This window comes from Microbacterium gubbeenense DSM 15944 (assembly GCF_000422745.1).
Classification (GTDB): Bacteria; Actinomycetota; Actinomycetes; order Actinomycetales; family Microbacteriaceae; genus Microbacterium; species Microbacterium gubbeenense.
The window spans coordinates 1-14,132 of record NZ_AUGQ01000032.1 but is presented as its reverse complement, the minus strand read 5'-3'; the positions used below and the strand labels follow the sequence as shown (position 1 = coordinate 14,132).

Genomic DNA, 14,132 nt, shown 5'->3' with positions numbered 1-14,132 from the left:
CACAGCAGGACCACGAGCCGTTCTACGTCAACGACGCGACGCTCCCCATCACCACGAACCGGGAAGAGCCCGATAACGCGACCGCCCGCGCTACCTCGTCCGTCGTCCACGGCCGCGCCAGGTCGGCCCGCATCAGATTCGCCGCATCCGACACCGCAGAACGTGCCGGGAGCACCGAGAGCCGTCCAACCATCCCGTTCGCGGTTCGCACTGGGGGATCTTGATCGGTCACCAATGCCGGAACGATCTGCTCCGCGGTCTGCGCGAATAGCGTGATCAGCCGTGCGATCGATTCCGAGCCGCCCTGATGCGGGATGACGCTCATCCGCCGCAGCACAGGTTCCAACCGTGCCAGCCGTTCCCGCCCGGCATGAAACACCATCGCTTCACCGTTCCACTGCGCCGGGTGCAGGCCGGGCAGTACCCGCTCGGGGCCGGGCAGCACCCAGATCATGTGCCAGCGCAGGAACTCCTGATCGAGGTAGATAGTCCAGCACCGCACCTGCGGTTCCGGGTTCGCTTGACACCATGCCCGAGACCCCAGCACGAACACATCGCCTGCGCTGAGCAGCCATTGGCCCGTGGAGGTCGTGACGCGGCTGGTACCTGCCATGACGTGGATGATCTTCGCGTGCGCGAACGCGACGGGTTCCACCGGTTCCGTGCGCACGGACTCGACCACTGCAAGCGGCCCCAAGAGCGGTGCGAGTTCACGAAACCGCCCCGGTTGCGGAGGATCACCGACCTTGCTCATGGGGTGCTCCCGCGGGCGCTGATGATTGAGTCGTCCGCGACATGCGCGGACGACTCAAGACAGATGGTGAGAGCGCACGTCAAACGGCCCCCTCATCACGTTCTGTTCCGCTGCTCCAAGCAGCCCACAGTGTTGCGTATGGGCCGTTGGTCAGCAGCAAGGCGTCGTGGTTGCCCTGCTCAATGATGCGGCCGTGTTCCATGACGATGATGCGGTCGCAGCTGGCTGCCTGGGAGAGTCGGTGTGCGATGACGAGCGCGGTGCGCCCTTTGGTGAGGGCGCGAGTGGCGTGGTCGAGGGCGGTGGTGTCTGCGGTGTCGGCATCCGCGGTGGCTTCGTCGAGGACGACGAGGGCAGGGTTCGCGAGGAGGGCACGGGCGAGAGCAAGATGGCTGGCGGCGGACCCGGTGAGTGGGTGCCCGCCGTGTCCGACGAGTGTGCTGAGTCCGTCGGGCAGTTGCGCCGGGATCTGGTTTGCGCCGACGACGGTGAGGGCGTCTCGCAGGAGGTCATGGTCAGCAGTGGGCTCAGCGAGGCTGAGGTTTTCGGCGAGGGTGCCGGTGAAGACGTGGGATTCCTGCGTGACGGTCACGATCTGCTCAGCGGGCACGGACCGATCGATGCGTCCGGCCGTTGGTGGGTGAATGCCCGCGATGAGGGCTGCGAGGGTAGATTTCCCCGATCCGGTGGCTCCGACGAGCGCAACGGACTCTCCCGGAGCGATAGCGAGAGAGATGTTCTGCAACACAGGGGTGCTGCCGTCGTAGCTGAACGAGACATCGTGGAGTGTGACGTTGCCATCGCTGCTACCCGTAGACCTGGGGGCGGCTTCTTCGACGGGCTGTTCGATGACGCCGATGATGCGGCCGAGGGCGGCGAGCGCGGACTGCAGTTCGTCCATCACGAAGAGCAGTGCGGCGATGGGTGCGACGGTGCGGAGGAACAGGAGGGCTGCGGCGGTGACATCGCCGGGGGTTGCTGAGTCCGTGTAGGCGAGCCAGATACCGACGGCGAGCACGGCAAACAGGCCGATGGCTTCGGTGAGGTTGACGCGGCCGAAGAGGCGGTTCTGAATGATGCGCGTTCGCATCGCCCACCGCACGGTCTGCCAGGCCGCGTCGCGGATGCGGGTGAGCTGGCGGTGTTCGAGGCGGTGGGCGGTGACGGTGGGGAGTTCGGTGAGGGTGCCGAGGATGTGCTGTCCGCGCACGGATTCCGCGGCCCGGTCGGCGGCGTACACGGCCGGTGCGGTGCGCAGGTACCAGCGCAGGGTGAGTGCGTAGAGCGGCAGGGTGAGGGCGAAGCCGATGAGGTAGCGGGGGTCGAGGGCGGTGAGGCTGACCCCGACGATGACGATGGTGAACGCGGAGATCGCCACGCGTGGCAGGGCGTTCGGGAGGGTCTCGGCAGCTTGGGCGATGTCGTCGGAGGCGCGAGTGACGACATCCCCGGTGCCCGCGGTCTCGATCACCCGGCGCGGCAGGCCCAGGGCGGCGGCGACGTAGTTTTCGCGCAGTTCCGCGATGACGGTCTCGGCGAGCCTCGCCAGGGCGATCGCGCCGGCCCAAGCGAGGATCCCGGCGGCGATCGCGGCGCCAGCGAGCGCGGCGAGCTGCCACCAGAACGATGCGGGCACACTCCCGCTGGTGTGAGCAACGGCATCGACGAGGCTTCCGACGATGAGCGGGAACACCACCGCGGTCGCGGCCTCCAGCAAGAAGAGCAGCAGCAGCCCTACCAGGCGCAGGCGTCGCCCGGCGAGCATCCGCCAGAGGGTGCGTGCGACAGTGCGGCCGGTCGCGATCGGCAACGGGCCGTCGAAGGCGGTCTCAGCTGAACCTGTCACGAGGGCTCACCGCCTTCGTATGGCGCAATCAGGCGATCGGCGACGGCACGGAACGCGGGCGAGGAGGTGAGGACGATTGTGGTGCGCCCGACCCGGTGAGTGCGGAGGGCGGCGGCGATGTGCTGCTCGGTGACGGCGTCGACCGAACTGGTGGGATCGGTGAGCACGAGCAGGTCAGGGTCGGCGGTGATCGCGCGGGCCAGGGCAATTCGCTGCCGCTGACCACCAGAAAGTTCACGGCCACCGTCGCCGACCCGGGTGGCGTCGTAGCCCGAGGGCAGTTCCGTCTCCGTCAGCGCGGCGACCCTGAGCGCCGTCCGCGCGATGGCCTCGTCGAGCGGCTTGTCACCGGTGGCCCGCGCGTTCTCGAGCACGGTTCCGGCGAACAAGCCTGCTGTGTGCGGCACGGCTAGGACGCGCTCGCGCAGGGTGGTCGGATCCCAGGCCTCCACGGCCACCCCATCGAGGAGCACCTGCCCGGTCACGGGTACGGCCTGTGCGGAGAGCACGTCGGTGAGGAGGCGTTGCCCGGCCTGGGGGAGGTCGATCACGACGAACTCCCCGGACGACACGGTGGTATTCAGCAGCGATCCGTCCGGGAGTGCGAGCCGATCCACTCGCAGCAGGTCTTCGGCAGTGCCGACCCGCTGGGTGGTGTCGCCGGTGTGTTCTCCGAGCCCGGCAGGATTCGCGGGCTCCGAGAGTAGGTCGAGCACGCGGCGGGCGGAGGCCTGCGAGATCGCCCAGAAGGTGCCGAGGGTGCCGACGAGTCCGTCGAGCGGTCCGATCAGGCTGACCGCGACCCCGGCGACGGTCACAAGTTGCCCGATCGTGAGCTGCCCGGTGAACGCGAGTATCGCTGCAGCGACTACCACAGCCGCGGCGAAGAGTTGCGCGGTCGCGGTGCTGATGCCGTCGAATCCGGCTCGGGCGAATTGTGCCGCGAGGGTGCCGCGCAGCGCTTCCCGGCTGACCGTACGGTAGCGGCCGGCTGCGGTGGCCTGGGCGTTGATCCCGCGGATCACCCGATACCCCGCCACCAGGTCGGCCGCGACGGCGGCCGCATCCGCGAGTCCCGCCTGTTCGCGGATGCTCCGTCGTCGCAGCGGGATCGCGGCGAGTTGCATGAGCACGACCACGATCGGCAACGCCACCACGACCCCGAGACCCAGCCACGGGTGGATCGCGAACAGGATCACGGCGGCGGTGAGCAGCCCGACGATCTCACCCGGCGGGTACACCGTGACGTAGAGCACGAGACACGCGCGGTGCACGTCACCGGTCGCGACCGCGAGCAGCCCACCCGGCGCACGCGCCGCTCCCACCATCCCGCGCGGGTCAAGCACACGCGAGAGCACCGCCTGGGAGAGCTCGAACTGCGAGCGCTGCACCCCGAACCAGCCAAGCCTGCCCCCGAACCGATACGACAGATTTACCACCAGGTAGACGCCGACGAGTGCGAGCCCCCACCACACAAGCGGGCCGGTCACCGAAGCGAACCCCACCCCCGCAGCCGACGGTGCGACGACCTTGTCGACGAGCATGCCGATCACGACCGGCAGCAGCATCCCCGCGATCCCGTGCACGATCAGCAACACTGACCCTGCTGCTATCCACGGCCATACCCCGCGGATGATCGACCCGCTCAGGCGTGCGGCCGACCAGGAGGGGTCTATTCGCAGCCGGTCGGTGGTGGGTGGCGCTACGGGTGGTTCGAAGAATCCCGCCCGCGTTCCTGCGCCCCGCCCGCCCATCGATGACCTCAGCCGATTGCGGTCGCGGCATAGAGGGTGTTGCCCCAGCCGATGGTGGAGCGTGCGGGTTCGCCGAGTCCGGCGGCGGCGAACAGTGCCAGGTGTTCGTCGTGGGTGCGAGCACCGCCGCCGGTCAGGGCGAACTCGATGAGGTCGTCTTCGTACTCGTGCTCGTCGGCGAGTACCGGGTCGAGCACCTCGCCGAACACGAGCACTCTTCCTCCCGGTTGCACGCTCGCGGCGGCCTCGCGCAGCGCGTGGGCGGCATCCGCATCCGGCAGACTGCTCAGCGCGCCCACAAGCAGGACGGCATCGACGGGCTCAGGAAGCCGAGACAGCAGCGTGCCGGGGGTGTGGCTGACGCGGGCGTGCTCGCCGTGCAGGGCGCGCAGCGCGTCCAGCTCCGAGGGGGCAGCCACCACGAGTGCCTGCACATCCTCGCGAGCAGTGACGAGGGCCTCCGCAAACGCGCCGGGAGCACGCCCCACGACCACGACCGTGCTGAGTCCATCGAATACGGGGGCGGCTGCGACAGCGCCTGCCTCGTACTCGGCAATACCGGCCTCCTCCTCGACCCGAGCGGTCAACAGCGTCGCATCGCTCACGGTGCGGTCGGCCCATTCCGCACCGAACCAGCGGTCGTGATCCCCTCGGCCGGTGCGCACCGCGGCTAGCAGGGAGAGTAGGCCGCCGAGTTCGCGTTGCGCATACAGCCCGGTAAGGCTCAGCGCCTCGGACACATAATCGTTCTCCAGACTCCGCCCGAGGCTCGTGAGCCGGTAGCCTCCGTCGGTCTGTTCGGTGATCCGGATGGCGGTGAGGTAGCGCAGCAGCTTCTCCACTCCGGCAGGGGCGGTATCGGTCGCCTCCGCAACCTCCACGACCGTGCGGGCCTGGTCGCCGAGCGCACCAGCGAGTCCGATCGTCGCGGCGACCCGTAGCACGAAACCGGGGGCGATTTCACTCAACTCGTGGAACGCTTCACCGTCGTCCTCGGTGGCATCGAGATCCAGCGCACCCGATTCATCCACGACAACTTCCTGTCGCCGCCAGTACCCGGTCACCTCGACCTGCTCCTTCGGCAGGCCCTTCTCGTTCCGCAGCCACCGGCGGATCGGGGTGAGGGTGAGGGTCTCTCCGGCGACCCACGCGAACACCGTGCCCTCCCACCAGTGGGCGGCCCGGATCGCGTCGAACAGCAGTGTCGTGGTGCCCGGCTCGGCACCGTCGCGGGTCAGCCAGGTGATCTCGACCCCATCGGGAACCGGCAGGTCGAGTTGCCGGTGCGAGGCCTCGGCGACCTCGATGAACACCTGCCCACGCGCACCCTCGGGCCATTCCTCCAACCAGCGCCCGATCGCGGGCAGCGCGGTCTCGTCGCCAGCGACAAGGGTCCAATCCGCCCCGACCGGATGCGGGGCGGAGGATTTCGGACCGGCCCAGGTGACCCGCTCACCGGGCTGTACCGAGTAGGCCCACGATGTCGCGGGTCCGACGCCGTGCTTGACGAAGTCCAGATCGACCTCGCCGGCGGCCGGGTCCCAGCGGCGGATCGTGTAGGTGCGGAACAGCAGGTGCGGGTTGTCGCGGGGCCAGTTCAGCACCCCGTCGGCCTGCGTCGGTGCCACGGGAACCTCCGCGTCCGGATGCTGAAGGATGAGCTTGCCCTCGTCGTCGAACCCGTCGGAGCGGAACGCTGCTACCGGGTACCCGTTCGCTGCGGTGTGCGCGGCGAGCTCCGCACCGCCGAGGGTGACGCGACGCATACCCGGGGTGACGTCGGCGACGCGGAGCACGTCGAGGGTGCGGACGGTGATCGGATAGACGTCCAGGGGGCGAAGACTGCGAGCCATACGGTTATTCCTGTTCCACGGGGGCCTGGGTGGGGGTCTGGGCGTCTTGTCCGGTGAACTCCACCGGCGCGAGTGTGGCGGTGCGGGGATCCAGTGGAACGACGTTCGGGGTGCCGGTGACCGGATCGGGCACGATCAGCGCGCGTAGCCCGAAGACTTCCTCGATCAGCTCCACGGTCATCACCTCTGCGGGGGAACCGGTGGTGACGACCTGTCCGTGCTTCATGACGATGAGGTGGTCGGCGTAGCGGGCGGCCTGGTTCAGGTCGTGCAGCACGGCGACGAGGGTCTTGCCGTCGTCGTGGAACCCGCGGAACAGTTCCATCAGCTCGTACTGGTGCGCGATGTCGAGGAAGGTGGTGGGCTCGTCGAGCAGCATGATCGGGGTGTCCTGTGCGAGCAGCATCGCCACCCATACCCGCTGGCGCTGGCCGCCGGAGAGCTCATCCACCAACCGTGAGGACAGCTCGGTCAGGCGCGTTGCCGTGAGCGCCCGCGCGACCGCTGCCTCGTCCGATTCGCGCCATTGCTGGATGAGGTTCTGGTATGGCGCCCGGCCCCGAGCCACCAGATCAGCGACCCGGATGCCGTCGGGCGAGAGCGAGGTCTGCGGCAAGAGCCCGAGCTGCCGGGCGACCTCCTTCGACTTGTACGAGGCGATCGCACGACCATCCAGCAACACTCGCCCCGAGACCGGGTTCAGCACGCGCGCGAAGGCCCGCAGCAGGGTCGATTTGCCGCAGCCGTTCGGTCCGATGATCGCGGTGAACGACCCGTCCGGGATCTGCACCGACAAGTCGCGGGAGATGATCCGCTTGTCGTAGCCGATGGTCGCGTTCTCAATCACGACGCGGGCAACAGCGTTTTCAAGGGTCATTGTGTCCTCAGGGGGAGAAGCTGGTGACGTCATCGTGGAGTTCCGTAGTGTGCGCGGGTTTCTCGGATGAGCAGGAAGATCAGATACAGCCCGCCGATGCACACCGTGATCAGTCCGACCGGGATCGCCCGGTAGAACTGTGCGATCACGAGCGAGAGCAGGTGCGCGAGGGAGAGGAGTGCCGCACCCATCGCCCCCGCAGCGAGCAGATTCACCCCGGGCGAACTGGTGATCCGGCGGGCGAGTTGCGGCGCGGCGAGCGCGATGAACCCAATGGGGCCTGCGGCGGCGGTCACGAGTGCACCGGTGGCGACACCGATAACCATGAGTCCGAGGCGGGCACGCCCGACCCGGGTGCCGAGGGTCACGGCCGCGTCGTCGCCGAGTTCCAGACGCCTCAGGGCGGGAGCGAGGATGGCGGCTGCGAGGAGGATCACCGCGGCGATGATCAGTGAGGGAGTCATGGATGACCAGGAGACGCGGTTGAGGGATCCGGCGCCCCAGAAGCCGACGCTCATCGCGTCGTCGATGTCGGCGCGGGTGATGAGGTAGGCGTTGATGGAGCCGAGCATTGCGGAGACACCGATGCCGACGATGATGAGCCGGAATCCGTGCATGCCGCGCCGGTATGCGAGCACATAGACGAGGAACGCGGTGACCAAGCCGCCGATGATCGATGCCGAGGCGATCGTCCAATAGTTGGAGGTGCCGACGACGAGCATGGTGATGACGACCGCTGTATACGACCCGGCGTCGAAGCCGATGATGTCGGGCGAGCCGAGCGGGTTGCGGGTCAGGGATTGGAAGATCGCGCCACCGACGCCGAGAAGGAGCCCGAACACGACGGCCGCGAGCGCGACGGGGAGGCGCCACTCCCGCACGATCGTTTGGTGGAACTCTTCACCCGCACCGGTGATCGCCTGCCACACTTGCAGTAAGTTCAACGGGTAATCCCCGAACGTGATCGCGACTCCCACCGCGATGACCGCGAGCACGAGTAGGAGCACCGATACGACGGCAATGCGCACCGGCAGCAGGAGCGAGAACCAGCGTGTGCGTGTCCGCTTCAGCGAGTAGCCAAAGTCGACACGGGAGAAATATGCACCGTGCGAACGTTGTTCCTCTGTTGTGTTCACAGCCCGCTCGCTTTCCGGCGGCGTACCAGGGCGATGAGCACGGGGGCGCCGATGACCGCGGTGACGATGCCTACCTCGATCTCGCCGGGCCGGGCGACCACCCGGCCGAGCACGTCGGCGGCTAGCACGAGCGTGGGTGCGGCCAGTGCGGAGTAAAGGATGATCCACCGTTGGTCTGGGCCGACGAACCAGCGCACGATATGCGGCACCATGAGCCCCACGAACCCGATCCCGCCGGTGAGTGCGGTCGCCCCACCTGCGAGCAGGGTGACGGCGATGATGCCGAGTACGCGGGTGCGGCCGACTTTCGTGCCGAGGGAGGCTGCGAGGTCGTCGCCTAGGGCGATGGAGTTCAGTGAGCCGGAGAGGATCACCGCGAGGATCAGTCCGACCACAAGGAACGGCAGCACGCTCATGGTGTCCTCCAACGAGGTGCGGGCGATCGATCCGAGGCCCCAGTTGCGGATCGACCGGAACGTGTCCTTATCGATCAGGGTCAGGAAGGTCGAGAACCCGCCGAGCACAGCGCTCAGCGCGACACCGGCGAGCACGAGCGTGACCGGGGATGCGGTGCCGCGCCCAGCCGAGCCGATTAGGTACACCAGGGTCGTCGCGAAGGCCGCGCCGATGAACGCGAACCAGATGTACCCGGTCACCCCTGACAGACCGAACAGCCCCACCCCGAGAGTGACGGCGAAGCCGGCACCCGCGTTGACTCCGAGGATCCCGGGGTCGGCGAGCGGGTTCCGGGTCAACGCCTGGATCAGCGCACCCGAGGCTCCGAACGCTGCTCCGGTTATAAGGCCGACGATCGTCCGGGGGATACGCAGCGTCCATACGATGGTCGACGCGTCCGAGTCGTCCGGCTGCCACAGCCCCCGCCACACGGCGTCCAGCGAGAGCGGATTCGCTCCGAATGCGAAACTTGCCAGCACCGCCACCACCAGTGCGGCGAGGATCAGTAGAAGGCCCGCACTGCGCCGCCTGTACAGTGACCTTCGTGAGACGAGAGCTTCCGCAGACCGCCGTGGGATCGCCGTCACAGTCATCGCGCTATTCCGTTCATGCCCCGGCCTCGGTGTGTTGTGTGAGCGTGTGGTTCTTCGTCTCGACCGCGGGTGGCGACAAGGGTGGTTGAAGGCCGAGGTGTTCGCGCAGGGTGGCTCCGGTGTAGGCGGTGCGGTGCAGGGCGCGGCGTTGGAGTTCGGGCACGAGGGTATCGACAAGGTTCTCGGCCTCGGCGAGGTTCAATGGGGTGCTGAGCACGAACCCGTCGATGCCACCGTCGACCAGATACGACTCCAGCTTGTCGGCCACCACCTCCGGCGGGCCGTATGCGACAGTCGTCTCCTTCTCCGTTAGCTGCCGGAGGGTGGGGGCGGTGGCGTGGATCTCGTCGAGCAATCGCTGCGCCCATCCGGCCATGCCCTGCTCCGATGTTTTGCGTGGGAAGTCGCTCGACCTCAGCGGGATGTCGAGGCCTTCGGGCACGGCGCCCGTACCGCCGAGTGAGGCGAGCTGTGCCCTCAGGCCGTCTAGACGCTGCTCTGGCGACACCGTGCCGAGCAGGGCAGCAGCTTCGTCGGCATCGTCGCGCACGGCGACCGTCTGACTGGCCATCACCCGAATGTCGCCCGGAGCACGCCCGAGTGCCACGGCCTGTGTCTTGATGTCGCGGGCGATGGCGTTCACCTCGGCGGGGGTACCGTGTCCGATGTAGACGGCATCGGCGAAACGGGCAGCGAAAGCGCGACCCGGCACCGAGACACCGGCCGAGAACCGCACCGGTCTCCCCTGTGGGGTGCGCGGAATGTTGAGCGCCCCATCGACATCAACGTGCGCGCCGTGGTAACGGACGGCATCGATCCGGTTGCCGCCGTCCCACGAGTCCCAGAGCTGTTCCACCACCTCAGCGAACTCCGTCGCCCGGGCATAGCGTTCGTCGTGGGGCATCGGCGCCCGACCATACAAGCCCGCGGTCGCCTCGAAGGGCGAGGTGACCATGTTCCATCCAGCGCGACCATTGGAAAGGTGATCCAGCGAGGCGATCGCCCGGGCGACGGCATAGGGCTCGTTATAGGTGGTCGACAGTGACCCAACCAACCCCAACCGACTCGTGCTCCCCGCCAAACCCGACAACAACGTCACCGGCTCTGGCAGGAAACCCCCAACGGGTTGCGGCTGTGCGAGGAAGTCCGCGGCGAACAGGCCGTCGAACAACCCTGCCTCCAGAATCGACACTAGTTCCCGGTGATAACCGAGGTCGCCGCGTCGCGAGGCCTCACGCTCGTTCCCAGAGTGGTCGAGCATCAGGCTCGTCGGGTACAACACCATCGAGGCGATCGGCCCTTGGGTGCGGGCAGAGGCTGTCATTGCGTTTCCTTATTCCTGCCGGGCGACGCGTGCATGGGCCCGTTGTGCTCTTCGGACTCGCTCAGCGGGAACGCTCGAACAATCGGTGGGCTTCCTCTGCATCACTTACCAGGTTTTCTGAAGTCGTCGTTCGTGAGCTGCCGCAAGGACGCAACCTTTCGAGCTTCTAGTCTCTACTGGCGCTTCGATAAGCGGTTCGCTTCTCGCTCCTAGGATCGGTCTCGGCCTCCGTGCCAAATGGACCCGTGGGGTGCTGCACGAGAAGACCTGTCGGCTTATCTCCCTATGAGCGTTCCATCGCCCCGCACCGGCTGTCACGTTTCAGTTTCGAGAGCAGGGCTGTTCGTGCCCAAAGGTGACAGCCGACGGGGATAGGAAGTCATCAATCGACGAGGCCTGCGGCGTGCAGGCGTTCGGCGAGTTGGGCGCCGAAGGTGTCGACGAAATGCTGGGCTCCGAGTGGCGTCAGCGGATTGCTCGTCGAGGTCTCCAGCTCAGGATCTCCTTGATAGAAAACAAGATCATTCTTGACGGCAGGTAGATCCGCCCAACGAGGATCCGCTTCGAGAACCGCGCGAGTTTCGTCCGGGACAATACTCGCGATGAGGAAGATGTCGGCTTGCGCCAGATCACCGAAGTTCTCCCATGAGAGTGTCTGGGATTCCCCGGTGCTTTTCACCTTGGCCGTCAGCGGTCCGCGCTCCAGACCTGTTTCGAAGTAGATTTTCGAGCCGAAGTTGGGTGAGCCGAGGTCTTCTTCGTCGGCGCGGAAGTAGTCAAGGACCAGCTTGGTGCTACCGAAGGTGGATTCGCCATAATTGTGCAGAATGTCCACGGCCGCGTCATGAAATGCTGCAGCGTCTTTCTTGGTCTTTCCCAGCGCCAGGAAGGTGTTTTCGACGATCTCCTGGTCATCATCGTTCCCGGAGGCCGTCGTCACGAGCGGCGCAATGGCATTGAGTTTTTCGATGTCGCTCTCGTCGAGGTAGTCGGGGCCGATGATGAGATCCGGATCGAGCGCGGCAACCGCTTCGGGCGAGATCGTTCCCGGGTTGGCCGGGATCAATCCATCATTGAATTTCTCCCCGCCGCGAAGAAATTCCGCCGGTAAGTAGGGTCGGTCGACGACTGCCTCGGGCTGGGCGTAGGCGATCACGTGGTCAGAGTAACCCAGAAGATCGATGACCTCGATGGCCTGGTCCTGCTCCAGGACCACGATGCGTTCGGGGGCCTTGTCGATCGTCACACCGCCATCGAAATTCTCGACCGTGATCGAATAGGGTCCCGATGGGGTGGAACTGTCGCCAGGCGTCGGGTTGTCGTCTGCGGCGGTGCAACCAGAGGTGAGTAGAACCAGCATCGTCGTGGTGGCCACGACGAAGCGCTTCCATGGGGCGCGGGTATCGGCGGAGGGGGAAACGGACATGTGGAACTGGACCCTGCTTTCTTCGGAGCAATGGCGTGGGCGGGTGGGTGTTGTCGCATTTGGCTACGGCCCGTAAGGGCCGATTCAGTCGCCGCAGGCATGCGTGGAATGGCTCGTACAGTCAATGATCGTACCGAAATTAGGTTAGGCTAAACTAGGTGACGGAACGGTGCTCGATTCGACAGGTATCTAGCCGAACACGACAACATCGACACGCGGAGAGGCAACGGTGAAGATCGACCAGGCTGTGGACACTGATTTCTCATTGAGGATCCCCAGCGTCGACGTCATCGATCGTCAACACGTAGATGAAGGCGTGGCCTTCTGGCAGGTCGCCGGCTCTTCGCGCTTCTTTCTGTCAAATCAACAGATCGAACTGTCGGCTAATGACGTCCTGTGGCTTCCAATGGGGACTCGACACTCGGTACGGGTGCAGGCCGATTCGATCCTGCTTCCTTTCTGGTTCGAGTATCGGCTCACCGCAACGGTGCTGTCGGATATCACGGTCGTCCAGATAACGGATCGAGAGAAGATCTGTTTTCTGGCCCTGCACCAGAGTTACACGACCACGCTCATCAGGCCGCAGGCTAATGTCGAGCGTCAGGTGCTCTCGATTTTGGAGCGGCGAATACTAGGCGGCGGCGCGTTGCCGCTACCGAGCACTCCGGCTGCACTGACGGTGGCCAATGCGTTGCTGTTCAACCCCGGCGATGATCGATTGATCGCCCGCTGGGCTTCCGAAGTGCATCTCAGCAGCAGGAGCTTGGAGCGTACTTTCCTCGCGGAGACCGGTTACACGCTGCGTGAGTGGCGGCGGCGCAATCGTCTCCAAGCAGCGGCGCGTCTGCTGAAGACGGGCGCGAATGTCACCGCAGTCAGTCACCGCGTCGGTTACGAGAGCCCCAACAGTTTCTCGCGCGCCTTCAGCAACTTTTTCGGCATCGCGCCGTCTCGCTACGCCGCCGAAGCAGTCACACCTCTTACCGAAATCGGGAATAACGCGGCCTTGGGAAAAGGCTTGCCACATGCCAATAGGTCCGCGGGGGATTGATGCCTGCCTCTCGCTCTTGAGCATCGGTTTAGGCGGCCGCGTGCTCTGCCGTCAACTGGTCGATCGGGGTACCGCATTCGCGGCTGAGTGCCCGCAACAATCCTTGCTTAGTTGAGAATGTTGAGGCTCCCATCGCGGTGCCGAGGTTGTCTTCGGTACGGAGACTGGCGATCGCTTGGTTGAGGCGGGCGCGGTTGCGCCACTGCGCGAATTTCAGTCCGGTCCCCTCGATGAACAGGCGCTGGAGCTGCCTGGCGCTGATGGACACGTCAGCGGCGAGTTCTTCCAACGTAGCTTCCGAGAAGGACGCCTCCAACGCGGACGATTGGGCTCAAGCGCTCGGCACCAAGTCGCGCAGCATCAGACGTGCCTTCACTGTGCACTCCGATTTCACCTTCGCCGAGTGGCGTAATGGACTGCGCATGCAGCGCGCCATGAGCTGGCTCTATGCGGACCAACAGGCAAATTGGGTGTCGCACCACCTCGGCTTCGCGTATGTCTCAGCGTTCAGCCGGGCGTTTCGCCGCTACACCGGTAGCACGGTTGGCGACCACCAGGCTGAGGCGAGAGTGACGGTGCGACTGCTTCGCTGAGCGTTGAAATGAATCAGGGTGACGAATGTGTGCCCTTGCAGAGTAGCTTGAACTACCATGCGCCGGTCACCTTTGATATCGCGCGACTCTTGTAGTTTCAGTTATGAGGAGTCTCCCCACACGTCTGGCACTAGGAGTGCGAGGCCCGCGCTGCGCGCGCACCTGACCCCAGTGGAGTCCCGCATAGTGGTGTAACGCGCGGTGGCCTGCCTCGTCTCTGACGTAGACGCGGTCACCGTGTGATCCTTCGAGGAAACCTCCTACAGCCTCTCGAACGGAAGACACACGATGACCGCTCCTCACATTGTCGACTCTGCCACCGTCCTGCGTGAAGCGCTCGGCGACGCGTCACCCGATCTGATGCGGCAGCTGCTGCAGACGATCATCAATTCGCTCCTGTCTGCCGAAGCCGACGCGGTCGCAGGAGCCGAGTACGGACAGCCCTCTCCTGACCGGGCCACCCAGCGCA

Annotated in this window: 13 protein-coding genes; 3 read left to right on the top strand and 10 right to left on the bottom strand. The window is 65.9% G+C overall.

The genetic code is table 11. From position 1 onward, the window contains the following. Positions 1 to 22: 22 nt before the first annotated feature. The 9 genes from G510_RS0112355 to G510_RS0112315 all read right to left on the bottom strand — a co-directional run bounded on the left by G510_RS0112355 (position 23) and on the right by G510_RS0112315 (position 12,019). Complete coding sequence (locus G510_RS0112355) at positions 23 to 754, bottom strand: hypothetical protein (RefSeq protein WP_157560610.1); 732 nt, start codon at positions 752 to 754, stop codon at positions 23 to 25. A 79-nt stretch (positions 755 to 833) separates the two neighbouring features. Further along, positions 834 to 2,600 carry an ABC transporter ATP-binding protein gene (locus G510_RS0112350; protein WP_029153868.1) on the bottom strand — a complete coding sequence of 589 codons (1,767 nt, stop codon included), beginning with the start codon at positions 2,598 to 2,600 and terminating at the stop codon, positions 834 to 836. Further along, positions 2,597 to 4,195, bottom strand: coding sequence for an ABC transporter transmembrane domain-containing protein (locus G510_RS0112345; RefSeq protein ID WP_169562630.1), 1,599 nt, complete (start codon positions 4,193 to 4,195; stop codon positions 2,597 to 2,599). The genes G510_RS0112350 and G510_RS0112345 overlap by 4 nt, the downstream gene beginning before the upstream one ends. A gap of 167 nt (positions 4,196 to 4,362) precedes the next feature. Then, entirely contained in the window at positions 4,363 to 6,207 is a 1,845-nt protein-coding gene (locus tag G510_RS0112340) for a siderophore-interacting protein (protein WP_029153866.1), read from the bottom strand. Positions 6,208 to 6,211: 4 nt separating this feature from the next. Continuing rightward, positions 6,212 to 7,084 carry an ABC transporter ATP-binding protein gene (locus G510_RS16840; RefSeq protein WP_051216742.1) on the bottom strand — a complete coding sequence of 291 codons (873 nt, stop codon included), beginning with the start codon at positions 7,082 to 7,084 and terminating at the stop codon, positions 6,212 to 6,214. 29 nt (positions 7,085 to 7,113) lie between these two features. Continuing rightward, the gene (locus tag G510_RS16835) at positions 7,114 to 8,112 is read right to left on the bottom strand and encodes a FecCD family ABC transporter permease (protein WP_342664735.1); all 999 of its coding nucleotides are present in this window, start codon (positions 8,110 to 8,112) and stop codon (positions 7,114 to 7,116) included. A 104-nt stretch (positions 8,113 to 8,216) separates the two neighbouring features. Then, positions 8,217 to 9,155, bottom strand: coding sequence for a FecCD family ABC transporter permease (locus G510_RS0112325; protein WP_234988573.1), 939 nt, complete (start codon positions 9,153 to 9,155; stop codon positions 8,217 to 8,219). Positions 9,156 to 9,282: 127 nt separating this feature from the next. Then, positions 9,283 to 10,593 carry an NtaA/DmoA family FMN-dependent monooxygenase gene (locus G510_RS16830; RefSeq protein ID WP_051216740.1) on the bottom strand — a complete coding sequence of 437 codons (1,311 nt, stop codon included), beginning with the start codon at positions 10,591 to 10,593 and terminating at the stop codon, positions 9,283 to 9,285. Positions 10,594 to 10,975: 382 nt separating this feature from the next. Next, positions 10,976 to 12,019, bottom strand: a complete 1,044-nt coding sequence (locus G510_RS0112315) for an ABC transporter substrate-binding protein (RefSeq protein WP_084644367.1) — start codon at positions 12,017 to 12,019, stop codon at positions 10,976 to 10,978. A gap of 229 nt (positions 12,020 to 12,248) precedes the next feature. Between G510_RS0112315 and G510_RS17650 the strand changes: the two genes are divergently transcribed. Beyond that, positions 12,249 to 13,070: a helix-turn-helix transcriptional regulator gene (locus tag G510_RS17650; protein WP_051216739.1), complete on the top strand. Its 822-nt coding sequence runs from the start codon at positions 12,249 to 12,251 to the stop codon at positions 13,068 to 13,070. A gap of 28 nt (positions 13,071 to 13,098) precedes the next feature. Here G510_RS17650 and G510_RS0112305 read toward each other — a convergent pair whose 3' ends face one another. Continuing rightward, positions 13,099 to 13,338 (bottom strand): helix-turn-helix domain-containing protein, encoded by a 240-nt coding sequence (locus tag G510_RS0112305; RefSeq protein WP_029153863.1) that lies wholly within the window; start codon positions 13,336 to 13,338, stop codon positions 13,099 to 13,101. Here G510_RS0112305 and G510_RS0112300 point away from each other — a divergent pair. Beyond that, positions 13,331 to 13,663 carry a helix-turn-helix domain-containing protein gene (locus tag G510_RS0112300; protein WP_029153862.1) on the top strand — a complete coding sequence of 111 codons (333 nt, stop codon included), beginning with the start codon at positions 13,331 to 13,333 and terminating at the stop codon, positions 13,661 to 13,663. The genes G510_RS0112305 and G510_RS0112300 overlap by 8 nt on opposite strands. Before the next feature lie 288 nt (positions 13,664 to 13,951). Further along, positions 13,952 to 14,132 (top strand): transposase (locus G510_RS0112295; RefSeq protein WP_029152520.1); only part of this gene is annotated, 181 nt, incomplete at its 3' end.